This window comes from Streptomyces sp. NPDC005752 (genome assembly GCF_040630715.1).
Lineage (GTDB): Bacteria > Actinomycetota > Actinomycetes > Streptomycetales > Streptomycetaceae > Streptomyces.
Genome location: NZ_JBEXYB010000003.1, coordinates 117,010 through 139,814, shown reverse-complemented (window position 1 = coordinate 139,814; position 22,805 = coordinate 117,010). Strand labels below are relative to the sequence as shown.

The window sequence follows — 22,805 nt, the reverse complement described above, 5'->3', positions numbered from 1 at the left end:
AAGTCCGTTCACCGGCCCCAGCGCAGCGCGGGCGTCTGGACCGGTGCGTCCCAGAGCCGAACCATCTCCTCGTCCACCTGGCACAGCGTCACCGAGCAGCCTGCCATGTCCAGCGACGTCACGTAGTTGCCCACCAGCGTACGAGCGACCGTCACCCCTCGCTCGGACAGCACCCGCTGCACCTCGGCATTGAATCCGTACAGTTCCAGCAGCGGGGTCGCGCCCATGCCGTTGACCAGCGCCAGCACGGGACCGTCGGGGCGCAGATCCTCCAGCACCGCGTGAACCGCGGCATCGGCGATCTCCCCGGAGGTCATCATCGGGCGGCGCTCCCGGCCGGGCTCGCCGTGGATGCCGATACCCAGTTCCAGTTCGCCGGCGGGCAGGTCGAACGTCGGAGTGCCCTTCGCCGGAGTGGTCACGGAGCTGAGCGCCACCCCGAAGCTCCGCGAGGACTCGTTCACCCGCCGGGCCATGGACTCCACCCGCTCCAGCGGTGCACCCTCGTCGGCCAGGGCTCCGGCGATCTTCTCGACGAACAGCGTCGCCCCTGTGCCGCGGCGGCCCGCGGTGAACGTGCTGTCGGCCACGGCCACGTCGTCGTCCACCAGGACCCGGGCGACCTGGACGCCCTCGTCCTCGGCGAGTTCGGCCGCCATGTCGAAGTTCAGCACGTCACCCGTGTAGTTCTTCACGACGAAAAGTACGCCCGCACCGCTGTCGACGGCGGCGGCTGCCCGCACCATCTGGTCGGGCACCGGTGAGGTGAACACCTCCCCGGGACATGCCGCGGACAGCATCCCGGGCCCGACGAACCCCGCGTGCAGCGGCTCGTGTCCCGATCCGCCTCCCGACACGAGCCCCACCTTCCCGGCCACCGGCGCGTCACGCCGGACGACGAGACGGTTCTCGACGTCCACGACGAGCTCCGGGTGGGCGGCGGCCATTCCGCGAAGTCCGTCGGCGACGACGGTCTCAGGCACGTTGATGAGCATGCGCAACGGTTCCTCCTGGGGAGAGCGTGACGGCCGGCCGTCAGCGTGAATCCGGTCTTCCTGTCTCAGGTGCGTACGCCACCAGTATCGAAGAGACCGGGATGATCGGGAAGCGACGCGTCGGGGCGCGCCGCCCGAGTCGCCCGGGAGCCACGTCGGCGTCAGTTCGTCTGCCGCAGCCTCGTCGACCGCCCCTGCCACCGCTTCCCTTCCCGGGAACCGGCCGGCACGGTCGGCCGACCACGCCCGCCGGGCGTGGCGCTGCTCGTCAACGACTGCCCGTGGACCGGGTGATGCGCGACGAGCGGGGCACCGTCCGGGGAAGGAAGGCCGGGAGGGCGGTAGCCGTAGCCCTCAGTCGCGTCCGCAGAATTCGCGGTCGACGAGCCACTGGTCGAACCAGTCGTTCAGCGGGACGGTGAGGCACCATCCCGCATCGTCGGTGTCCGGCGCCGGCACGGTCGGTGCGGGCTCGTCGGGCCCGGGCGTCGTCGGCGACCCGCTCGGGTCCGGAGCGGGCAGGGACGGTTCGGCGTCCGGCAGCCCACTCAGCTTCTCGCGGAACACCGCGGAGGACTGGGGGTTGTCGGCGCACTGCCACACTCCGTGCGGGCAGTAGTCCGTGATCGTCTGATACACCGGCTTGTGCTGTTCCATCCACTCCAGCATGCGGCGCATGTACTCGGGGTTGTCGCCATTGCGGAACAGGCCCCACTCGGGGAACGAGATCGGTTTGCCGTGCTCGGCCGCGAAGTCCACCTGCTTCCGCAGACCGTACGGCTCGTTCACCTGCTCGTCGAAGGTCCGAGCCGGAGGCTGGTCGTAGGAGTCCATACCGATGATGTCCACGACGTCGTCGCCCGGATAGCACTCCGTCCAGGGCACGGCGTCCGTCCCCCTGCTCGGTGCGAAGTCGAAGCGGAACTTCTGGCCGGGCACGGACCGCATCGCCGTGACGATGCGCTTCCAGTACGTCTTCCACGCGGCGGGATCGGGTCCGCACCGGTGTGTGTACGTTGTACCGTTCATCTCCCAGCCGAGGACGATCACCGTGTCGGGAACTCCCAGCTGGACCAGGCGCTCGGCCAGTCCGCGGAAGTGCTCGTCGAACCGCCCCTCCGCGCCCGACCGCAGCAGGCCGCGTACCTCGTCGTCGGAGACACGCTCCTCGTTGCGCTCCAGCATCGGCGTGTTCAGTACGAACATCCGGTCCTCCGAGGCCTTGCGCCAGTCCGCCCACGAGGCGAGGAAGCCGGGACGCCCCTCGATGTTCTCCCACAGGTCGCCCGGCAGATAGCTGTGCCCGACTCGCAGCTCCGTACCTCCGAGCCACCGCGACAGCTCCTCCATACGCTGTACGCCCTCCGGCCCGTAATCCAGGTAGGCGCCGATCGCGGTGGCCCTCTCCGGCTCGGGCGCTTCCCGAGTGGCCCCCTTGCCGGTCTGGGTGTCCGCCGCGTCGCGGTCGGCGATGACCGCGCCGCCGACGAGCAGACAGAGAGCGGTCGCCCCGATGCCGAAGTTGATGAGACGGCGCTGTGCGGGCACGGCTCCTCCTAGGATTGCGGCCTGACTGCGACCCTGCCGACCCTATGGAGAAGGATTCAACAATGGGCTGTGGTACCGCCCGTGAATAGACCATTCGCGACGTGTGACGGTTCAGGATGGGCCGTTCGGGTGGGACGTTCCGAAGGCGAACGGAAGGGAACCGACACGGTTGTCGAAATTCGAATCGACCAGACCGGGTTCGCCCGATGCCCGCACACCGCCCAGCCGTGTCAGCATCTCGCGGAACAGAGCCTTCATCTCCAGCTTCGCCAGGTGCGCACCCAGACAATGGTGCGGACCTCCGCCGCCGTATCCGAGGTGCGGATTGGGCGACCGGGTGATGTCGAAGGCGTCGGGGTCGTCGAAGACGGAGGCGTCCCGGTTCGCCGACGCGTAGAGGAGCACGACCTTCTCCCCGGGCAGGAAGGTGTGGCCACCGAGCGCACATTCGGCTGTCACCGTCCGGCGGAACTGGATGATCGGTGTCGAGTGGCGCACGATCTCGTCGACGGCACCGTCGGCATAGCGGTCGAAGTCGGACTCCAGCAGGGCCCGCTGCCCAGGATGCGCAGTCAGCAGGACGAGTCCGTGGGCGATCGCGTTCCGGGTGGTCTCCACGCCGGCCACGAGCAGCAGCGAGAAGAAGGCGCCGAGCTCGCGCGAGGACAGCGCCCGTCCGTCGACATCCGCGCTCACGAGCGCCGAGATGACGTCGTCCGCCGGGACGCGACGCCGCTCACGTGCGATGCCCGCCATCTCCAGCTGCATGCGGGCCAGTGAGCGCAGACCACGCCCCGGGACCCGCAGCCGGGCGCGGCCACGCCGCTGGACACCGACGTACTCCGAGGCGTGATCGATGCGCGCCGCGATGCCGGCCCGATGGCACGCGGGGATGCCCATCAGGTCGCAGATCACCTCGAACGGCATGCGCGAGGCCGCCGACCGCATGAAGTCTCCCGGGCCCTCGGTGATCGTCTCGTCCACCAGCCGCCGGGCGACGGCGTCGATGTTCGCCTCGGCGGCGGCGAGCAGCCTCGGTGTGAAGGCGCGGGAGATGGTCCTGCGCAGCCCCGCGTGCTCGGCGCCGTCGATGTTGACCATGGAGTTCCCGAACACGGCCTTGGCCCAGGGAGCCGGTTCCGGTGTGGTGACACCGGGCGCACTGGCGAAGGCATGCGGTTGCCGGCTGGCCGCCCTCACGTCCGCGTGCTTCACCAACGCGTAGAACGGCGCGCGCGGTCCGGTACGAGGGACGAACCGGACCGGTGCGTCCAGCTCCCGCAAGCGGGTGAACGCGGACAGCCGCTCGGGCCGCGGCAGACGCCAGAACGCCGGATCGGCCAGATCGGCGCCGCCCGCCACTCGCACACGGTCCGTGGGCACCTGCGTCGGCGCGTTCATGCACAACCTCCGGGAGTTCGGACCGCCATGCTGGCCCGGCGGGCGGCGTGGGAGGGCCGACGCGGCCGGACCGGCCGGAGAATTCCCACGGTCGCGTGACGGCCCCGGACGAGAACCGTTCGGGCCCCGTCTCGTTGCCCATGCGAGCGAGACAATTCGCATGAGCGGACGAGAGGGAGGTACCCCCACCATGAATCCGAACACCGGCACGTCCGTGGAGCCGGCCGGCGCCCCGCGCCCGGCCCGCCGCGCAGTGCTGCGCACCGTCTTCACCGCGGTCGTGATCGCCGGCACCGGCGGCGCGCTCGCACCGGTGCTTCTCGGAGGCCACGGGTCCACGGAACGGATCCAGGAGCGCGACGCCGTGGGCCCCGAGCGGTTCTCCGAGCTGTACAAGGGCCGGGAGATCAAGGGCACGGCCACGTCCGTCGTGGCGGCCGGTGCCCAGCGGGACGCCGGTGAGGCCGGAGTCCTCGCCGCGGCGCCCGGCATCGATGTCCGCGTCGACGGGAGGGCACTGCACGTGATGGAGCGCGCGGACGGGAGCTATCTGAGCGCCGTGAACCACTACGAGTCGTTCCCCACACTCCTCGAAACGGCCCGCGCGGCGGTCGACGAGCTCGGCACCGCCCAGTTGTCCTCCGTCTCCCCGCACACCATCTGAGCCGAAGGGCGAGCACGGGTGTACAGCCGCAAGAATCAGCGAGACCTCACGCGTACCGAGAAGAAACGTCTGGTCGACGCGATCCTGGAGCTCAAACGCACGGGGCGCTACGACGACTTCGTCACCCAGCACCGGCGCTACTACGTCACCGACGCCCAGAGCGGGCCCCGGCCCGCCCATATGACCCCGTCCTTCTTCCCCTGGCACCGCAGATACCTCCTGGAGTTCGAGAGGGCGCTGCAGGCGGTCGACTCCCGTGTGTCGATTCCGTACTGGGACTGGACCCGGGACGGCACGGCGAGCGCGTCACTCTGGGCGGCGGACTTCCTCGGCGGCAACGGCAGGCCGGGCGACCGGCAGGTGATGACCGGCCCGTTCGCCTACCGGCGGGGGAACTGGCGGATCCGCGCGGGAGTCACCGACGACGCCTTCCTGCGGCGCAACTTCGGCCGGCCCTCCGCGCCCGTCGCACTCCCCGTGGCCGCCGACGTGGAGCGCGCGCTGAGGGATCCGGTGTACGACGCCGCGCCCTGGAACAGTGTCAGCACCACCGGCTTCCGCAACAGGATCGAGGGCTGGGGCATCCGAGGGGGCCGCGGTGTGGCCAACCACAACCGGGTGCACCGCTGGATCGGAGGGTCGATGGCCGGTGCGGCATCGCCCGACGACCCGGTCTTCTGGCTGCACCACGCCTTCATCGACCTGCTCTGGGCCCGCTGGCAGAAAGCGCACCCGCGCTCCCGCTACCTGCCGGCCCGCGCGCTGCCCGCCGAGGACCCGCAACGGGGCCGGATCTTCACGCTCGATCAGCCGATGCCCCCGTGGGACGTGCCCCCCTCCCAGCTCATGGACCACACCCGGTACTACAGGTACGTCTGAGTACGGCCGGCCGTGCCCTGAACGAGGCCGGGCCTCCCCCTTCCGCCGGAAAGCGGAGAGGGGAGGCCCGGACCGGTGCCAGGGAGATCAGTGGCCGTAGCCGTAGTCGCCCTTGTCCTCGTGGCTGTCCGACACGTTCGCGCAGGTGTTGCCGAACGCCGGGTTCAGCAGGGCGATCACGTTGACCGTGTTGCCGCACACGTTGACCGGGATGTGCACGGGCACCTGGACGGCGTTGCCCGAAAGGACACCGGGGGAGTGGGCCGCGACGGCCTCCGCTCCGGAGTCGGCGGTAGCCATGCCGGCACCGCCGGCGATCAGGGCACCGGTACCTGCCATGACGGCGGCCACCTTCGAGATACGCGACATCAGTTCTCCTTGAGAGGGTCGAGACCGGCTGCCGAGCGTGCGGCCGGTATGCCTTGAGAACGCGGAAGTCGACAGACGGTAACGGACCAACTCAAAAGTCATCATCCCGGGTCAACTCCGGCCGATGAACGCCAGCCGGTCCGGGAGCTCGCTCAGCCGCCCCCGCCAGTCCCGCGCGGCGGGAATGCGCGACTTCACCGACTCCGCAGCCCGGTCCCGCACGGTCAGTTGCGTCTCGCGCAGCCGCAGCAGCGGCTCCAGCGAGGAACGGGCCAGCAGCAGACGCTGATTGACGACCGGAACGGGACCCCAGTGGTTCTTGTACTGCTCCGATCCGCGCAGCAGACTGAGCACGCCGCCGTCCAGGCCCTCCGTCTCCCGCGCGATCTCACGCAGCAGCATCGACGAGACATCCACCTTCCTCTCCCGGAGCCGGGGGTCGGCGCCGTAGAGGTACCCCCCGGTCAGGTGCGCGGACCGGAACGACAGGTCGGCGGCCACCACCTCCCCGTCGAGCACGAACTCCCTGACCGAGGCCTCGCCGTCGCGCACCATCCGGCGGGCGGAGCGCACCAGATGCGCGCAGAAGCGTGGCCGCAGGTGCTCCGGGTTCACCCCTCTGCCGAGCCACTGGAGCTCGTGGAGCCGCAGCAGGTTCCCGATCGCGACCGACACCCGGTGGACGGAGGCCGTGCGGCACTCGATGCCCAGCGCGTCGATCCTGCGCAGCTTGGCCCGCGTCCGCTGGGCACGCGAACCGGGCATCCGTCCGACGAGGGCGTCGATCGGCTCTGCGGGCAGTTCCATGCAGGTCGAGTCGGTGCGGCTGCTCCGGGCCCCGGACCACGCCTCGAACAGCAGGTGCGCCGAGGCGTCGGGCCGTACCTCCCGCAGGTCCACGACCGTGTGCGCGGCCGCCCGCCGGAGCCCGTGCTCCAGCGCCGTGACGGCCGCCCGGCTGTCCTCGCCGTCCACCAGGATGTCGAAGAAGTCGGAGATGGCGCCGCCCATCGGGACCAGCAGAGGCATCGGACGGTGCACGAGCATCAGCGGGACCGCGCCGATCAGACGTCCTGCCCGGCGTGCCAGTACGACGCGGAGCCGGCCGGGGGTGCCGTAGGAGAGCCACCAGGAGTGGAGCCACGCATGGCTCTGGAAGGGCGTGGCGGTGGGGCAGCTGCGATGCAGTTCACCCCACTCCCCGGCGAGGTCGGCGAAGTCCGACAGGTCGCGGCAGAGGGTGACGTCGAGCCGCCCATGACGGTCGGTGTTCATCGGACGAGCTCCCTTTCGTCGGTGGTGCCGCCCTGCGCGGGTCCCGGTACCTGAACTGTGACGCCCCGGCGTCCGGGACGGGGGCGGACGAGCAGGACCAGCCCGCCGACCAGCCCGCCGGCGCCGGCGCCCACGGCCGTGCCGAGCGGCGCGGAGGGGGACACGGGGTCGGCCGGCGGCACGGCGTGCGAGAACTTGATCAGCTTGACCCCGGTGTCCTTGGCCACGTGTCCGCTGCTGACGACCACCGCCTCGGTCACCGCGTTCGCGATGTCCGCGGCCCGGTCCCGGTCGGTCGACGTGCCCGTGACCGCGATCATGGGCGAGTCCGGGGATGTCTCGGACCGTACGTGCGTGCGCAGTTCACGCACGGGCTCCCCGGCCGCCCCCTTGGCGTAGGCCAGGGTGGCGTCGCTGGTGGCCAGGCGGCCGTACGACTGCGCGTAGCCCAGTGCGGCGGCCGGATCGACGTCCTTCCCTGCGGTGACCACGGCGTAGCTGGTGGCCGCGTACTCGGGCTGGGCGAGCATGCCGTAGGAGAATCCGCCGGCGGCTCCGAGCAGGACGCAGGCCGGCAGCGGCCACCAGCTGGGCCGTACGAATGCGGGGCGGAGCCGGCGGAACCGTCCGGGGACGGCCCGCCGCTGCTGGGGAGACTCGGTCATGGGTGTGCTCTCTCGGTCGGAGGGACGGGTGCGGTGCCGACGGCCTGCGCGTAGACGTCCACGAGGCGACGGCTGCTGAGCCTGATGTCGTAGTGGTCCACGGCGGAGGGCGGCGGCAGCCTGCGGGCACCGCTCTCCATGCGGTGCCGCAGCGCGGCCGTGAGCTCGTCCGTGGGATCGGCGGAGCCGTCGGCACCTCCGATACGGGTGGTACCGGGTACGTGGCCGCCGGGGAGGTCCTCGACGGCGGGGCAGGCCGCGTGCACCACGGGGAGCCCCGCGGCCAGGGCCTCCACGACGGCGAGACCGAAGGACTCCTCGCGGGACACCGAGACGAAGGCGTCGACCGCGCTGAGCACCGCGGGGATGCCGGGAGCGGCATCCGTGGTGCCGCACTCGCCGAGGAAGGTGACACGGCCGGTCACACCGAGCCGGGCGGCCAGCGCGCGCAGGGCCCCGGCCTCCGGGCCGTCCCCGGCCAGCACGAGCCGGGCGCCGGGAAGGGAGGCGATGGCGCGGATCAGCAGGCCGAAACGCTTGCCGGGGACCATCCTTCCCACGCCGCCCACCACGAAGGCCGCGTCGGGAAGACCGAGCAGGGCCCGTGTGGCGCGCCGTCGCAGGGGGTCGAAGCGGAAGGCGGCCGCGTCGATGCCGTTGGGCACGGTGTGGATCCGGGAGGCCGGCACACCCCAGTCGCGAAGCCTGCCCGCGACGGTGTCGGACACGGCGACCGTCGCCGCCCCGAGCCGCTCGGTGCGCAGGTAGAGCTCCCGGGTGCCACGGGTGAGGGGGCGACCCTCGATCTCCGCGCGCCCCAGGGAATGCTCCGTCGACACGACGGTGGTACCGGCGAGGCGCGCGGCGATCCGGCCGTAGACACACGCCCGGTAGAGGTGCGTGTGCACGAGGTCGTACGAACCCCGGCGGATGAGACGGGCCAGCCGGGGCACCGCACCGAGGTCCCTGTTGCTCCGCATTCCCAGGTCCCTGACACGGACGCCGTCCGCGCGCAGCCCCTCGGCGACCGCCCCCGCGTTGGTGAGCGTCACGACGTCGCAGCGCACCGGGAGGTGACGCAGCAGCAGCCGCAACTGCTGCTCGGCACCGCCGATGCCGAGTCCGGTGATGACGTGCAGTGCCTTCACCCGGCCTCACCCGGAACCGCGGTACCGGCCGAGCGGTACCGCAGCCGGTGCCGAACCTCCTTCGCCCGCAGGCGCGCGCCCCGGTCCGCGTGGCTGACGTGCGTACGGGGGAGGGCGAACGGCCCTGAAAGGGCGCCGGGAGAGAGCGCGCAGCCGTAGGCGTAGCCCGCATCCCGTACGGATTCGGCCACCCGCCGGTCGACCGTGCCGTACGGGTAGCAGAAGCCGGAAGGCGTATCACCGGCGATGCGGCGCAGCGCGTCCCGGCTGCCGTGGGTCTCCCGGCGCAGATCGTCGTCGGACAGCGTCGTCAGATCCTGGTGGAGCATCCCGTGCGAGCCGACCTCCATCCCCGCGGCGGCGGCGGTACGGACGCCCTCCTCGGTCAGCAGCGGCCGGCGCGGTCCGAGCGGATCCCAGGCGTTGGAGCCACCGGGACGGCCGGGCAGGACGAACACCGTCGCGGTGCAGCCGTGGGCGAGCAGCACCGGGAGCGCCTCGTCGACGAAATCCGCGTACCCGTCGTCGAAGGTGAGTCCGACCAGTCCCCGCTTCCCGGCGGACCGCCCACCCAGGAGCGCCGCGACGCCCACGCCGGTCAGCCCCCGTCGCCGCAGCCAGGTCAGCTGCTCGTCCAGGCGGTCGGCGGAGACGGTGATGCCGTAGGGATCGTCCGTGGGATCGCTCACCGAGTGATAGGTCAGGATCCACGGCCGGGACCGGAGGGGGAGCGTACGGGCACGGGGTGCCGAGGTGTCAGCGGCCATGGGAGAACCTCTGTCGGATGAGTGCCAGCAGATGAACGGCTTCCGGGGCCCGGAGCAGGAACCCGGTGAGAAGGAATGCCGTGGGTACGACGAGGCAGCCGGCCGCCAGGCCCTGCACCGGTCCCGGCACCAGCCGGGTGGCCAGCGCGCCGGCGGCCGCGGCGACCGCCGCCGCCGCCGCCGGCCTGGCGAGGGAGAGGGCGACGGCTCCGGGCCGTACGGCGACGGCTCGCGAGCCCAGCCCCACGAGCATCAGTACGGCGGCCGTGCTGATGCCGACGGCATTGGCCGCCGCGATGCCGTCCACACCGAAGGGGCCGGTCAGGAGCAGCGCGGCCGCGGTGGTGACCAGCAGGCCGCAGCACATCGCGCCGAGCGGGTACCAGGTGGGACGACCGGCCGAGAAGAACGGCCTGCACAGGGCGCCCACCAGTGTGTGGCCGAGCAGACCGAGCGCGTAGACCCGCATGACACCGGCCGTGGCGGTGGTGTCCGCGGCATCGAACGCGCCGCGCTGGAAAAGGACTTCGACGATCAGGGGTGCGCAGCCGAGCACCGTCGCCGTGCCCAGCAGCACCACCGCCCCGGCCAGCGCGAGGTCACGCTCGACCCGCCGCCGGGCACCCTCCCGGTCCCCGGCAGCCATGGCCCGCGCCACGACGGGGAAGGTCACCGTGCAGATCATCATGGACAGCACCATCGGCAGCTGCGCGACCTTCTGCGCGTAGTTGAGGTGGGAGATCGCCCCGTCCGGCAGCGACGAGGCGAAGAAACGCTCGACGAGGACCTGTGACTGACGGCTCACCACGAACAGCACGACCGGTGCCAGGACCGTGGCGCCGAAGAGCGCCGGACCCCGCTCCCGCGCCGCCGGCTTCCCGCCCGGCCCCGGCACCAGCCGCAGGAACGTGGGCAGCAGGGTGAGGACCATCAGCAGGCTGCCGACGGCGACCCCCGCGGCCGCGGCGCGCACACCCCAGACGGAGTGCAGCGCCAGGGTCATGCCGATGATGCCGACGTTGTACGCGATGTACACGCCGGCCGGGGCCAGGAACCGGCTGTGCGCCCGCAGCGCCGCACTGAAGTACCCCGTGATACCGAAGGTGAGCACGGTGACGGCCGTCAGACGCGTGCAGTCCACCGCGAGCCGGGGATCGTCCAGTCCGGGAGCCAGGACGCCGACGGCCCACGGGGCGCCCCAGACCAGCAGCCCGCCCGCGCAGGCCAGTGAGGCGAACAGCCGGGGGAAGGTGTCGGCCACCAGGGCGCGGACCGGATCGGTCGCGTGGCCGCCCGCGGTCCGCTGCGTCAGCGCCAGGCTGAACGCCGGAACCAGCAGCAGCGCCATGCCGTCCTCGATCAGCAGGGTGGCCGCCATCTCCGGCACCGTCCATGCGATGAGGAAGGCGTCGCTGGCATGGCTGGCCCCGAACAACCGGGCGATGGCCTGGTCCCGGGCGAGTCCCAGCAGGGCGGCGATCACCGTCAGTACCGCGGCTCCGCCGGCCGCCCTGGCCAGGAAGCCACCGGACCGCTCCGGAGCCTCCGGCGCGGAAGCTACGGCGGTCGTCGGCTCCGCGGCCGGATCCGTGGCGGTCCCGCTCACCCGGCGCTCGTCCTCTCCGGTCCGGCCAGCGCCCACCAGGCGGCGAGGCCGAGCACGATCCCGGTGAGCACGGTGGAGGGGCCGCCGATGTCCGCGTACAGGAAGTCGACGGTCTGCCAGGTCATCAGCCCCACGGCGGCCAGACCGCAGTCGACGGCCGCGGACCCCCGGGCGCGTGCGAGCACCAGCCTGCGCACCCCGCCCACCAGGAGCGCCGCCCAGGAGCCCACCAGCGCGATGAAGCCGATGAGGCCCTGTTCGGCGAGTACCAGCAGGTACATGTTGTGGGGGGAGAGCAGCGGTTGCCTGCGGAACTCCTGTCCCGCCCCCGCCGTGTCGCTCCCGGCCGAGAGCCCGATCGACGCGTGCCCGTCCCGGTGCGCCGGAAAGCCCTTGAGACCGACTCCGGTCGCGGGCTCCTCGCGCCACATTCCCACGGCGGCCGCCCACATGGTGTAGCGGTCGTTGACCGACCGGTCGGGGGCACTGGTCACCTCCGTGATGCTGGTGAGCCGCTGCGCGATCATCTCGGAGCCGACGCCGACCCCGCCGACCAGCACGACTCCTGCCGCGCCCAGCACCGCCAGCGCGCGGACGGCCTGCCGGAGCCCGGTCAGCGCGATCACCGCGAGCACTCCGGCCGCCGTCGCGATCCACGCTCCCCGGCTGAAGGACAGCGTCAGCGGGACGACCAGCAGCACGGCGGTCAGGGGAGCCCACGGCTTCAGCCGACGAGGTGTGCCGAGCGGGGGGCGGAGCGCGTACGCGGCGGCCGCGACCAGACCGTAGCCGACGACCGTCGCCATGCCCATCACATCACCCGGGCCGAACGTACCGACCGCACGGATGTCCTCCCCCATGTAGGAGGCGCCTGACCCGGTGACGTACTGGTGGACACCCGTCGCGCCCTGGACCGCCGCGAGCAGGACCAGCGCGCCGGCGACGGCCCGGAAACCCTGGGCGTCCCTGACCAGGAGGAGGACGGCGGCCGGTACCAGGACGAAGATCTGCAGATACCGCACGAACCCCGGCAGCGCCGCCACCGGGTCCGCGGCGGTGACCGTGGCCAGGGCGAGTCCCACGGCCGGCAGCCCCAGCACGGCCGCCGCCGCAGGAGTGAGCGGGCGTCGGCGCAGGAACAACAGGTGGCCCGCGCAGGCGAGCACGGCCGCCCCCGACAGGAGATCGGCGGCCGGTACGCCGAGCACGGTCCAGGCACCCGTGCCGTCTGCCGGTACCCCGACGAGCAGGACCGTCGCGATCAAAGGCAGCAACGGCCATCGGTGGAGCCATCCGCGAGGGGGCTCCTTCTCCCGGCCGACCGGTACGGCGGGCGCCGCGGTCACGGTGAGTGTCACGGCTCAGCTGCCTCCGAGCCGGAACACCGAGCCGGCCGTGCGCGCCAGCACACACATGTCCTGCCACAGCGACCACGTCTCGATGTACCGGTTGTCGAAGCGCGCCCGGTCCTCGATCGAGGTGTCACCACGCAGTCCGTGCACCTGGGCCAGTCCCGTAATGCCCACGGGCATCCGGTGCCGGGACCGGTAGCCGGGGTGCATACGGCTGAACTGTGCGACGAAGTAGGGGCGTTCGGGGCGCGGTCCGACCAGGCTCATGTCGCCGCGTACGACGTTCCAGAGCTGAGGAAGCTCGTCGAGGGAAGTCCTGCGCAGCGCCCGGCCGACGCGGCTCATGCGCCGGTCCGACGAGACGTTCCACCGGGTGGCCGACTCGTGGGCGTCGCCCGGGCGCAGGGTGCGGAACTTCAGCAGCACGAACGGCCGTCCGTGCTCGCCGATCCTCTCCTGCCGGAAGACGACGCCCGGACCGTCGCACACGCGTACGGCGAGTGCGCAGGCGGCCATCACCGGGGAGGCCACGACCAGGGCGACCGCGGCGAGGACGGCGTCCATCGTCCGCTTCACGCGGTGAGCCACCGGCCGCTGCGGCCGGGGACGCAGCGGGTGTGCCGCGAATCCCCATACGTGGTCCGGGCGGGGCGCGGTCCTGCAGTCTGTGACCGCTTCCTGATCGGTGATCAGCCACATGCGGCAGCCGTACCCCGCGAACAGTGCGAAGAGCTCCGCCCCGTCAGGCGTGGCCTCGGGCGGAGCCGTGAAGACGGCGTGCCGCACGGAGTTCTGGACGACCGCCCGTGCGGCGTCCCGCACCGAAGCGAGCACGGGCAGCGGCACGTGTCCCGGCGGCGACGTCTCGGCCTGTTCCGAGTCCGTGCCGGAGCTCACCACTCGGCCGACCGGCCGCATCCCGTAGCGCGTGTGCTCCTGCAGGACGGCGACGACACGGCCCGCGACCTGGCCGTCGCCGATCACCAGGGTGGACTGCGGATCGCGTGCGGCCGACCACATCCGGAACCGGTGGACGAAGGCGCGTGCGCCGCAGCTCGCCACGGCCTGGACGCCGGCCGCGCAGCCGAGCGCCGCCCACCCCATGGCATGGCGCGGGCCGTACGCGCTCACCGCCTCGGCGACGGCGTACCACTGCACCGCGGCCAGTCCGGCCAGCGCGGGCAGTTCCGCCAGGGCCGAGGGGGAGAGCCCGGTCGTGTAGAGGCCCCGGTAGGCGTTCAGGAGCAACTGGACAGCCGGCAGCAGGAGGAGGGCGACCGGTGGCCACGACCCGGGGCCGGCCAGCGCCACGGCCAGACCGAGCGCGAGTACGTCGCAGGCCATCAGCGCCACCGGTGGCCGCCGACGCGGCACTCCTCGTGCGGTCCGGGGTACCTGGGTGCCGTCCCTGCCGCTGCGCGGCGGGCGGATCACGTCAGCGGCACGCCGTACGGCGGTCGCCTGGGCGGCTCGGGGGGCAGGTGCACTCTCCGTCGTCATCGCTCGGTGCGCTTCCTCGTCGTGGGGCGGGACATGCCGACAAGTTCCTCGTAGAGGCACAGGACCGATGCGGCGGTCTTCGTCACGTCGAAGACCGACCGGGTGCGGACCTGCGCGGTGCGGCCCAGCTCGGCCCGCAGCGCCGGATCGTCCAGCAGGGCGCTCAGCGCAGCCGCAAGGGCCGTGGGGTCGTCCGGAGGCACGAGACAGTGGGACAGCTGTCCCGGCGGGAGGCTTTCCCTGGCCCCGTTGACATCGGTCAGCAGTACGGGTGTGCCGCAGGCCATGGCCTCGAGGGGGGCCAGCGCCATCCCCTCCCAGCGTGAAGGCAGGACCAGCAGGTCCGCTGCTTGGAGCCAGGGCCCCACATCCGTGCGGGCCCCCGCGAACAGCACCCCGGGGGGCGCGGCGCGCCGCAGCTCCTCCCCGTACGGTCCGTCGCCGACCAGAACCAGCCGGGCACCGCCCACCGCCGCCTTCCGCCACGCTCGCAGCAGCACGTCCTGGCCCTTCTGCCGACTCAGACGGCCGACGCACACCACGAGCGGCTCGCCGGGCGGGCATCCGCCCGGCAGCGGGAGGGAGGCCCGGACCGACGCGGCGGCATCCTCGCACGCGGGCCGGAAGCGGCCGAGGTCGATGCCGTTGTGGACCACCGACCAGCGTGCTGTGATGCCCGCACGCTGCCCTGTCAGGCGCTCCGACTCACTGACACAGAGGATGCGGTCGCTCCACCGCGCCGCGAACCGCTCCCACGCCATCGCCGGCCCGGCCGCCCTGCCCTCCAGGGCCTCGAACGACCAGGCGTGCGGCTGGAAGACCGTGGGAACCCGGCCGCGCACGGCCAGGCGCCCGGCGAGCCCCGCCTTGGAGCTGTGGGCGTGAACGACATCGGGAGCGCACGCGCGGATCAGACGGCCCGCCGTGAGGACTTCCCGTGCCAGTCGCGGACCGGGGGAACGCTCCGCCGGCCAGGCGCACACCCGCGCTCCGGCGGTGCGGGCCCCCGCCGCCAGAGGCCCGTCCGGCGGGCAGGCGACGACGGGCCGCAGCCCCGCCCGCACCTGCGCCGCGACGAGATCGGTCACGACCCGTGCGACTCCCCCCTCCACCGGCTGGACCAGGTGAAGGACCGTCAGGCGACTTCCGTCGGTGAAACTCTTCTGCAGCACACACGGCTCTCTTTCGCATGCCCCCGAAGACCGGTTCCGGTAAACACCGGCGGCGTTGAATATGGCGGCGGAGATCAAGTGGGTGAAACCGAACTGAACTGTCGCAGACCGTGCGTACGAAAACACGCCTACTCGCGCTCGTGTCCCGGTGAATTACCCTCGGCCGGGCCGCCGATCGAGGTTTCCTCGAATTCTGCGGCGTGTCAGACGAGCATGACTCCCTTTGTCTGCCGGTGTGTCGCATGATGGCGTGCCGTGCGCCCCTGCTCCCATTCGGGGCGTATCCCGGGGGTGGGTCGGGGAACGTGTCCCGAGGTCCCCGGATGTGCCCGACGAAATGGGTATCCATTTCCGTCGAGTTGGCATCCGGGATTTTGACTTCCCGTGTTCCGGATGCCCGGCGCGTCATTCGCCGGCCCCGTCGTCCCGGCGCACCCTTTCCGTGCGAATCGGCCAACCGTGGCGAAACGACCCCGGGATCCGCCGCGCGCCCGATGTACTGCCGGTCCGGGCCGCGCACCCGCAAGGGCGGTCGAAGAGGCACTATCGGGTACAACTCGTGATGATCGTCCGCCCTGTGGCGGTCCGCGAACGGCCGATGAGGACAGAGGAGAAGCGATGGTTCACGAACGGGCCGGGCAGCCGGCGCAGCCGGGAGACCTGGTGGACGTGGCACGGCTGGTGACGGCCTATTACACGGCCCACCCCGACCCGGCCGAGCCCGGCCAGCGGGTGGCCTTCGGCACCTCGGGGCACCGCGGTTCGGCCTTCGCGGCGGCGTTCACCGAGGACCACATCGCCGCCACCACCCAGGCGATCTGCGACTACCGGGAGCGGCAGGGGACGGACGGGCCCCTCTTCCTCGGCGCGGACACCCACGCACTGTCCGAACCCGCCCGGATCACGGCCGTGGAGGTTCTGGCGGCCAACGGTGCCACCGTCCTGATCGACAGCGACGACGGCTACACCCCCACCCCGGCCGTCTCGCACGCGATCCTGGCCCACAACCGGGACCGCACCGGCGGTCTCGCCGACGGGATCGTGGTCACGCCCTCGCACAACCCGCCCGCCGACGGCGGGTTCAAGTACAACCCGCCCCACGGCGGGCCGGCCGGGTCGGACGCCACCTCCTGGATCCAGGACCGGGCCAACGCCCTGATCGAGAGCGGCCTGAAAGAGGTCCGGCGGATCCCCTACGCCCGTGCCCTCGCCTCCGACACCACCGGGCGGCACGACTTCCTGACCGGCTACGTCGATGATCTCCCGGCGGTCCTGGACCTGGACGCCGTACGCGACGCCGGGGTCCGCATCGGCGCAGACCCCCTCGGCGGCGCCTCGGTCGCGTACTGGGGGCGGATCGCCGAGCGGCACCGGCTCGACCTCACGGTGGTCAATCCGCTCGCCGACCCCACCTGGCGCTTCATGACGCTGGACTGGGACGGGAAGATCCGCATGGACTGCTCCTCGCCCTACGCCATGGCCTCCCTGATCGAACGGCGCGACGCGTACACCATCGCCACCGGCAACGACGCCGACGCCGACCGGCACGGCATCGTCACGCCCGACGGCGGGCTGATGAACCCCAACCACTATCTGGCCGTGGCCATCCGCTACCTCTACTCGCACCGCGAGAACTGGCCGGCGGGCGCCGGCATCGGCAAGACCCTGGTCTCCTCCTCCATGATCGACCGGGTCGCCGCAGACCTCGGACGGCAGCTGGTGGAGGTCCCGGTCGGCTTCAAGTGGTTCGTCGACGGGCTGTTCGGCGGCACCCTGGGTTTCGGCGGCGAGGAGTCCGCCGGAGCATCGTTCCTTCGCCGCGACGGCCGGGTGTGGACCACGGACAAGGACGGCATCCTCCTCGCCCTGCTCGCCTCCGAGATCACGGCCGTCACCGGCTCCACCCCCTCCCAGCACTACGGCGAACTCACCGCCCGGTTCGGTGATCCGGCCTACGCCCGCATCGACGCACCGGCCACCCGCGAGCAGAAGGCGGTGCTGGCCGAACTCTCCCCGGAGCAGGTCACCGCGGACACCCTGGCCGGTGAGCCGATCACCGCCGTGCTCACCGAGGCGCCGGGCAACGGCGCGGCCGTCGGAGGTCTGAAGGTCTGCACCGACAGCGCCTGGTTCGCCGCCCGCCCCTCCGGCACGGAGGACGTCTACAAGGTGTACGCGGAAAGCTTCCAGGGCGCCGAACACCTGGCCAGGGTCCAGGACGAGGCCCGGGCCCTGGTCTCCGACGCGTTGGGTGCCACGGGCTGACCCGCAGGGCGGGCGGGCCACGGCCCGCCCGCCCTCAGCCTTCGCCGCGGAACGCCCGCAGGATCCGCTCGGCGGCCAGCGTCGCCGTCAACTCGCCTTCACGGACGTGCTGTTCGAGCTCCGGAGTGAGCGCGCGCACCGCCGGGTGGCCACGCAGGCTGTCCAGCAGTTCGTCGCGGACCATCGCCCAGGTCCAGTCCACCTGCTGCTCGCGGCGCTTGGCGGCCAGCCGTCCGGTGGACTCGAGGAGCGTACGGTGCTGCTCCAGCCGCTCCCACAGTGCGTCCAGTCCCGTCGATTCCCTGGCGCTGCACGTCAGCACCGGTGGAGTCCAGGCCGCGTCCACGGGGTGCATCAGCCGCAGAGCGCCGGCCAGTTCGCGCGCCGCCGCACGGGCGTCGCGTTCGTGCGGGCCGTCGGCCTTGTTGACCGCGATCGCGTCGGCCAGCTCCAGGACGCCCTTCTTGATGCCCTGCAGCTGGTCGCCCGTACGGGCCAGGGTGAGCAGCAGGAAGGTGTCGACCATGTTGGCGACCGCCGTCTCCGACTGCCCCACCCCCACCGTCTCCACCAGCACCACGTCGTAGCCCGCCGCTTCCATGACCACGACGGACTCGCGGGTCGCCTTGGCCACCCCGCCGAGCGTCCCCGCGGTGGGGGAGGGGCGTACGAACGCCCGTGGGTCCACCGCCAGCCGCTCCATCCGGGTCTTGTCACCCAGGATGGAACCGCCGGTCCGGCTGGACGACGGGTCCACGGCCAGCACCGCGACCCGGTGCCCCAGGCCCGTCAACAGGGTGCCCAGCGCGTCGATGAACGTGGACTTGCCCACCCCCGGCACCCCGCTGATACCGATACGCCGGGCCCGCCCCGAGTGGGGCAGCAGCTCGCTCAGCAACCGCTGCGCCTGCTCCCGGTGATCGGGCCGGGTCGACTCGACGAGAGTGATCGCGCGGGCCACGAACGCCCGCTTCCCTTCGAGCACACCTTTGACGTAAGCGTCGGTGTCGATGTCGCGCGCCATCCGTCAGCGGCTCACAGCTCGTGGCCGAGTGCGGCGCCGAGCCGCGTGACCAGGTCGTGGGCGGCGTCCGGGATCACCGTGCCCGGCGGGAACACCGCGGCCGCACCGGCCTCGTGCAGCGCGTCGATGTCCTGCGGCGGGATCACCCCGCCCACCACGATCATGATGTCCTCCCGGCCCTCGGCCGCCAGCTCCTCCCGCAGCGCGGGTACGAGCGTGAGGTGGCCGGCGGCGAGCGAGGAGACGCCCACGATGTGCACGTCCGCCTCGACCGCCTGCCGTGCGACCTCGCCCGGCGTCTGGAACAGGGGGCCGACGTCGACGTCGAATCCGAGGTCGGCGAAGGCCGTCGCGATCACCTTCTGGCCGCGGTCGTGCCCGTCCTGGCCCATCTTGGCGACGAGGATGCGCGGACGCCGCCCCTCCGCCTCCTCGAAGTCATCGACGAGCGTACGGGTGCGGTCCACGGACGGAGACTCTCCTGCCTCTTTTCGGTACACCCCGGAGATCGTACGGATCTGCCCCGCGTGCCTGCCGTACACCTTCTCCAGAGCGTCCGAGATCTCCCCGACCGTGGCCATCGCCCTGGCGGCGTCGACGGCCAGCGCCAGCAGGTTGCCCTCGAGCCCCGGCCCGGGGTCCCGCTCCGCCGCGGCGGTCAGTGCGGCCAGCGCGTCCTGGCAGGCCGCCTCGTCGCGCTCCTCGCGCAGCCGGCGCAGCTTCTCGAGCTGCCGGGCGCGTACCGAGGAGTTGTCGACCTTGAGCACGTCGATCTTCTCGTCGGTCTCCACGCGGTACTTGTTCACGCCGATGACGGGCTGGCGCCCGGCGTCGATCCGGGCCTGCGTACGCGCCGCGGCCTCCTCGATCCGGAGCTTCGGGATGCCCGCGTCGATGGCCTTGGCCATACCGCCGGCCGCCTCGACCTCCTCGATGTGCTCCCAGGCCCGCTGCGCCAGATCGTGCGTCAGCCTCTCGACGTACGCGCTTCCGCCCCACGGGTCGATGACCCGGCAGGTGCCGGACTCCTGCTGGAGCAGCAGCTGGGTGTTGCGGGCGATCCGCGCCGAGAAGTCCGTCGGCAGGGCCAGTGCCTCGTCGAGTGCGTTGGTGTGGAGTGACTGGGTGTGGCCCTGGGTCGCGGCCATCGCCTCGACACAGGTGCGCGTCACGTTGTTGAACACGTCCTGTGCCGTCAGCGACCAGCCGGACGTCTGCGAATGGGTGCGCAGGGAGAGCGACTTGGCGTTCTTCGGACCGAACTCCTTGACCAGCCTCGCCCACAGCAGCCGCGCCGCCCGGAGCTTCGCGATCTCCATGAAGAAGTTCATGCCGATCGCCCAGAAGAACGAGAGGCGCGGGGCGAACGCGTCCACGTCCAGGCCGGCGGCCTGACCCGCCCGCAGGTACTCCACCCCGTCGGCCAGCGTGTACGCCAGCTCCAGGTCGGCCGTCGCGCCGGCCTCCTGGATGTGGTAGCCGGAGATCGAGATCGAGTTGTAGCGCGGCATCTTCTGCGAGGTGAACGCGAAGATGTCGGAGATGATCCGCATCGAGGGGCCGGGCGGATAGATGTAGGTGTTGCGGACCATGAACTCCTTGAGGATGTCGTTCTGAATGGTCCCGGCCAGCTTCTCGGGTGCCACGCCCTGTTCCTCGGCGGCCACGATGTAGAGCGCGAGGACCGGCAGCACCGCGCCGTTCATCGTCATCGACACCGACATCCTGTCCAGCGGGATGCCGTCGAAGAGCTGACGCATGTCGTAGATCGAGTCGATCGCCACGCCCGCCATGCCGACGTCGCCGGTCACCCTGGGGTGGTCGCTGTCGTAGCCGCGGTGGGTGGGCAGGTCGAACGCGATGGACAGACCCTTCTGCCCGGCGGCGAGGTTGCGCCGGTAGAAGGCGTTGGACTCCTCCGCCGTGGAGAAACCCGCGTACTGACGGATCGTCCAGGGCTGGTTGACGTACATCGTCGGGTACGGACCGCGTAGATACGGCGCGATGCCCGGGTAGGTCCCCAGGAAGTCGAGCCCCTCCAGGTCGCGCCCGGTGTACAGCGGCTTGACCTCGATGCCCTCCGGGGTCTCCCAGAGCAGCTCGTCCTCGGACCTGCCGCCCGACTCCTTCACCGCGGCGTGCCACTGTTCCTCGGAGACCTCGGTGGAGGCGCCCCCGGTCAGCGGGACGTCGGAGAAGTTGGGTACGGGGGTCCCGGCGGTTGTCTCGGGGTTCTGCATCACGCCACTCCCATGCGGTCGAGTTCGGAGGAGAGGACGGCGACCACATCGCAGCCGGCGAACACGTGGACGTCCGCGCCGGCGTACTCGCCCGGCCGCCCCGCGAGGAAGATCCGGTCCGCGCCGGCTGCCCTGAGGGCGGAGGCGACGTCGTCGGCCAGTTCGGCGTAGAGCGTGTCCGTCGAGCACAGGCAGGCGATCGCCGCCCCGCTGGCCTCGAAGGCCGCGGCAGCGGTCGACGCGTCCACGGAAACCGGCTCGTGGACCGGCTCGATGCCACCCGACAGGAAGAGGTTCGCCGCGAAGGAGGCCCGCGCGGTGTGCACCGAGGCAGGCCCCAGCGCCGCCAGGAACACCTTGGGCCGGCTCCCCGTGGCCGCCAGGTGCGCGTCCGACCGGGCCCGCAGCACCTCGAACGCCCCGTCACGCCGGACCCTGGGCAGCCCGCCGCCCGACGGCGCGGCGGGCGCGGGCTCGCGCTCCACCGGCCGCTCGTCGAGGGTCGGGAATTCACTGACCCCGGTCACCGGCTCCTTGCGCCGCGCCAGATCCCTGCTCCGGGCCGCCCAGGTGTCCGCGAGCCGTTCCTGGACCATGCCGGAGCGAAGGGCGGCGGCCTGACCGCCCGCCCGCTCCACCTCCTGGAAGAACGCCCAGGCCGCCGCGGCGAGTTCGTGGGTCAGCCGCTCGACGTACCAGGAACCGCCCGCGGGGTCCGTCACCCGGGCCAGATGCGACTCCTCCACGAGGATCGTCGAGGTGTTGCGGGCGATCCGCCGGGCGAACGCGTCCGGCAGGCCCAGTGCGTGATCGAACGGCAGTACGGTGACCGCTTCGGCGCCCCCGACACCAGCGCCCAGACAGGCCAGCGTCGTCCGCAGCATGTTCACCCATGGATCGCGGCGCGTCATCATCACCGGCGAGGTCACGGCGTGCTGCCGCTGCGCCCCGGCGTCCGGGGCCCCGCAGACCTCGGCGACACGGGCCCACAGCCGCCGTGCCGCGCGCAGCTTCGCGATCGTCAGGAACTGGTCGGCGGTCGCCGCGTACCTGAACTCCAGCTGTGCACAGGCATCCTCGACGGAGAGGCCCGCAGCCGTCAGCGCTCGCAGATAGGCGACACCGGTGGCCAGCGAGAGCCCGAGCTCCTCGGCGGCGGAGCCCCCCGCCTCGTGGTACGGCAGTGCGTCCACGGCCAGGGCACGCAGCCCGGGGTACTCGCGGGAGCACAGCCGCGCCCAGTGGACGGCGTCCGCCGTCTCCGGCTCCGTGCCCGTGCGTGCGGCCTGACCGAGTGGATCCACTCCGAGGCTGCCCCGCACGGCCGACTTGGCGACTCCCCGGGCCGCGTAGAGCCCGAGCAACTCCCGGACGGCGGGACCGGGATCGGCGCCCGCGTCGAGCGCGACGGGCGCGAGGTCGAGATGGACACCCTGGAGCGCACGGTCGAGGCCGGAGACCGGAACCCCGCCGGGCCCGCCGACGGCGAGCCAGAGCGATGTGACGCCGTTCTCCAGGTCCCCGAGTACGGCCTCGTTCAGGCGCACGGGATCGGCCAGCTGGTGGTGCTGACGCACGTCCCAGCCGTCCGTGGTGTTCCCCGTGGCCCTGCTTCCCCGGGTGAAGGGCGCGAAGCCGGGCAGACCCGGGTCCGCCGTCGCGTCGGCGGAGGTGTACAGAGGGCGGACTGTGAGCCCGTCCCCGAGCGCGGTGGACAGCGCCTCCTCGGCGTCCGTGCCCGTCACGTCCTTGCCCGACCTGCGCAGTACGCCTTCTACGAGGCTCTGCCACTGGTCGTGGGAAGGAGCGGGGAACTCGGTGGCCGGGGAAAGCCCGTCAGCAGGCTGGACCGTCATGGTCAGATGCTAGGTCAGCACTCTGACGAGCAGCAGGGCCACCGGCTGTGACCTTGCACTCTCCGAAATGAGCGGAATC

18 protein-coding genes are annotated in these 22,805 nt (G+C 71.9%); 3 read left to right on the top strand and 15 right to left on the bottom strand.

The window, feature by feature from the left end; genetic code table 11:
* Positions 1-8: 8 nt before the first annotated feature.
* From dhaK to ABZ441_RS03795, 3 genes are all read right to left on the bottom strand, one after another.
* Positions 9-1,001: a dihydroxyacetone kinase subunit DhaK gene (gene dhaK / locus ABZ441_RS03805; protein ID WP_358967906.1), complete on the bottom strand. Its 993-nt coding sequence runs from the start codon at positions 999-1,001 to the stop codon at positions 9-11.
* A 348-nt stretch (positions 1,002-1,349) separates the two neighbouring features.
* Positions 1,350-2,543 carry a glycosyl hydrolase gene (locus tag ABZ441_RS03800; RefSeq protein WP_358967903.1) on the bottom strand — a complete coding sequence of 398 codons (1,194 nt, stop codon included), beginning with the start codon at positions 2,541-2,543 and terminating at the stop codon, positions 1,350-1,352.
* A 111-nt stretch (positions 2,544-2,654) separates the two neighbouring features.
* Positions 2,655-3,944: a cytochrome P450 gene (locus ABZ441_RS03795; RefSeq protein WP_358967900.1), complete on the bottom strand. Its 1,290-nt coding sequence runs from the start codon at positions 3,942-3,944 to the stop codon at positions 2,655-2,657.
* Between the two features lie 190 nt (positions 3,945-4,134).
* Here ABZ441_RS03795 and ABZ441_RS03790 point away from each other — a divergent pair, with 190 nt between their 5' ends.
* Both ABZ441_RS03790 and ABZ441_RS03785 read left to right on the top strand, forming a co-directional pair.
* Positions 4,135-4,608, top strand: a complete 474-nt coding sequence (locus ABZ441_RS03790) for a tyrosinase family oxidase copper chaperone (protein ID WP_358967897.1) — start codon at positions 4,135-4,137, stop codon at positions 4,606-4,608.
* Between the two features lie 18 nt (positions 4,609-4,626).
* Entirely contained in the window at positions 4,627-5,487 is an 861-nt protein-coding gene (locus tag ABZ441_RS03785) for a tyrosinase family protein (RefSeq protein ID WP_358967896.1), read from the top strand.
* A gap of 87 nt (positions 5,488-5,574) precedes the next feature.
* Here the strand turns inward: ABZ441_RS03785 and ABZ441_RS03780 are convergent, their stop codons facing one another.
* From ABZ441_RS03780 to ABZ441_RS03740, 9 genes are all read right to left on the bottom strand, one after another.
* Positions 5,575-5,856, bottom strand: a complete 282-nt coding sequence (locus ABZ441_RS03780) for a chaplin (protein WP_358967893.1) — start codon at positions 5,854-5,856, stop codon at positions 5,575-5,577.
* A gap of 111 nt (positions 5,857-5,967) precedes the next feature.
* Positions 5,968-7,131, bottom strand: a complete 1,164-nt coding sequence (locus ABZ441_RS03775) for a GNAT family N-acetyltransferase (protein ID WP_358967890.1) — start codon at positions 7,129-7,131, stop codon at positions 5,968-5,970.
* Positions 7,128-7,796, bottom strand: coding sequence for a lipopolysaccharide biosynthesis protein (locus tag ABZ441_RS03770; protein WP_358967888.1), 669 nt, complete (start codon positions 7,794-7,796; stop codon positions 7,128-7,130). The genes ABZ441_RS03775 and ABZ441_RS03770 overlap by 4 nt, the downstream gene beginning before the upstream one ends.
* Positions 7,793-8,944: a glycosyltransferase gene (locus ABZ441_RS03765; protein ID WP_358967885.1), complete on the bottom strand. Its 1,152-nt coding sequence runs from the start codon at positions 8,942-8,944 to the stop codon at positions 7,793-7,795. The genes ABZ441_RS03770 and ABZ441_RS03765 overlap by 4 nt, the downstream gene beginning before the upstream one ends.
* A complete protein-coding gene (locus ABZ441_RS03760; protein ID WP_358967882.1) occupies positions 8,941-9,711 on the bottom strand; it encodes a polysaccharide deacetylase family protein in 771 nt (256 codons plus the stop codon). The genes ABZ441_RS03765 and ABZ441_RS03760 overlap by 4 nt, the downstream gene beginning before the upstream one ends.
* Entirely contained in the window at positions 9,701-11,230 is a 1,530-nt protein-coding gene (locus ABZ441_RS03755; protein ID WP_358968195.1) for a lipid II flippase MurJ, read from the bottom strand. Before ABZ441_RS03755 ends, ABZ441_RS03760 begins: the two co-directional genes overlap by 11 nt.
* Before the next feature lie 83 nt (positions 11,231-11,313).
* Positions 11,314-12,675, bottom strand: coding sequence for an O-antigen ligase family protein (locus tag ABZ441_RS03750; protein WP_358967879.1), 1,362 nt, complete (start codon positions 12,673-12,675; stop codon positions 11,314-11,316).
* 3 nt (positions 12,676-12,678) lie between these two features.
* Complete coding sequence (locus tag ABZ441_RS03745; protein WP_358967876.1) at positions 12,679-14,169, bottom strand: sugar transferase; 1,491 nt, start codon at positions 14,167-14,169, stop codon at positions 12,679-12,681.
* The gene (locus tag ABZ441_RS03740; protein ID WP_358967873.1) at positions 14,166-15,341 is read right to left on the bottom strand and encodes a glycosyltransferase family 4 protein; all 1,176 of its coding nucleotides are present in this window, start codon (positions 15,339-15,341) and stop codon (positions 14,166-14,168) included. Before ABZ441_RS03740 ends, ABZ441_RS03745 begins: the two co-directional genes overlap by 4 nt.
* Positions 15,342-15,959: 618 nt before the next feature.
* On the opposite strand from ABZ441_RS03740, the gene pgm reads away from it, so the two are divergent.
* Positions 15,960-17,606: a phosphoglucomutase (alpha-D-glucose-1,6-bisphosphate-dependent) gene (pgm, locus tag ABZ441_RS03735; RefSeq protein ID WP_358967870.1), complete on the top strand. Its 1,647-nt coding sequence runs from the start codon at positions 15,960-15,962 to the stop codon at positions 17,604-17,606.
* A gap of 34 nt (positions 17,607-17,640) precedes the next feature.
* On the opposite strand, the gene meaB is transcribed toward pgm, so the two are convergent.
* From meaB to mutA, 3 genes are read right to left on the bottom strand one after another with little or no spacing between them, the layout of a single operon-like run.
* The gene (gene meaB, locus ABZ441_RS03730; protein ID WP_358967867.1) at positions 17,641-18,630 is read right to left on the bottom strand and encodes a methylmalonyl Co-A mutase-associated GTPase MeaB; all 990 of its coding nucleotides are present in this window, start codon (positions 18,628-18,630) and stop codon (positions 17,641-17,643) included.
* An 11-nt stretch (positions 18,631-18,641) separates the two neighbouring features.
* The gene (gene scpA / locus ABZ441_RS03725) at positions 18,642-20,870 is read right to left on the bottom strand and encodes a methylmalonyl-CoA mutase (protein WP_358967865.1); all 2,229 of its coding nucleotides are present in this window, start codon (positions 20,868-20,870) and stop codon (positions 18,642-18,644) included.
* Positions 20,870-22,726 carry a methylmalonyl-CoA mutase small subunit gene (mutA, locus tag ABZ441_RS03720; protein WP_358967862.1) on the bottom strand — a complete coding sequence of 619 codons (1,857 nt, stop codon included), beginning with the start codon at positions 22,724-22,726 and terminating at the stop codon, positions 20,870-20,872. The genes scpA and mutA overlap by 1 nt, the downstream gene beginning before the upstream one ends.
* Between the last annotated feature and the right edge of the window lie 79 nt (positions 22,727-22,805).

Excerpts from the sequence above, each read along its gene's own strand:
- ABZ441_RS03745 (WP_358967876.1), bottom strand. The coding sequence starts at position 14,169 with ATGACGACGGAGAGTGCACCTGCCCCCCGAGCCGCCCAGGCGACCGCC.
- ABZ441_RS03790 (WP_358967897.1), top strand. The coding sequence starts at position 4,135 with ATGAATCCGAACACCGGCACGTCCGTGGAGCCGGCCGGCGCCCCGCGC.
- mutA (WP_358967862.1), bottom strand. The coding sequence starts at position 22,726 with ATGACGGTCCAGCCTGCTGACGGGCTTTCCCCGGCCACCGAGTTCCCC.
- ABZ441_RS03760 (WP_358967882.1), bottom strand. The coding sequence starts at position 9,711 with ATGGCCGCTGACACCTCGGCACCCCGTGCCCGTACGCTCCCCCTCCGG.
- pgm (WP_358967870.1), top strand. The coding sequence starts at position 15,960 with ATGGTTCACGAACGGGCCGGGCAGCCGGCGCAGCCGGGAGACCTGGTG.
- meaB (WP_358967867.1), bottom strand. The coding sequence starts at position 18,630 with ATGGCGCGCGACATCGACACCGACGCTTACGTCAAAGGTGTGCTCGAA.
- ABZ441_RS03775 (WP_358967890.1), bottom strand. The coding sequence starts at position 7,131 with ATGAACACCGACCGTCATGGGCGGCTCGACGTCACCCTCTGCCGCGAC.
- ABZ441_RS03795 (WP_358967900.1), bottom strand. The coding sequence starts at position 3,944 with ATGAACGCGCCGACGCAGGTGCCCACGGACCGTGTGCGAGTGGCGGGC.
- scpA (WP_358967865.1), bottom strand. The coding sequence starts at position 20,870 with ATGCAGAACCCCGAGACAACCGCCGGGACCCCCGTACCCAACTTCTCC.
- ABZ441_RS03770 (WP_358967888.1), bottom strand. The coding sequence starts at position 7,796 with ATGACCGAGTCTCCCCAGCAGCGGCGGGCCGTCCCCGGACGGTTCCGC.
- ABZ441_RS03780 (WP_358967893.1), bottom strand. The coding sequence starts at position 5,856 with ATGTCGCGTATCTCGAAGGTGGCCGCCGTCATGGCAGGTACCGGTGCC.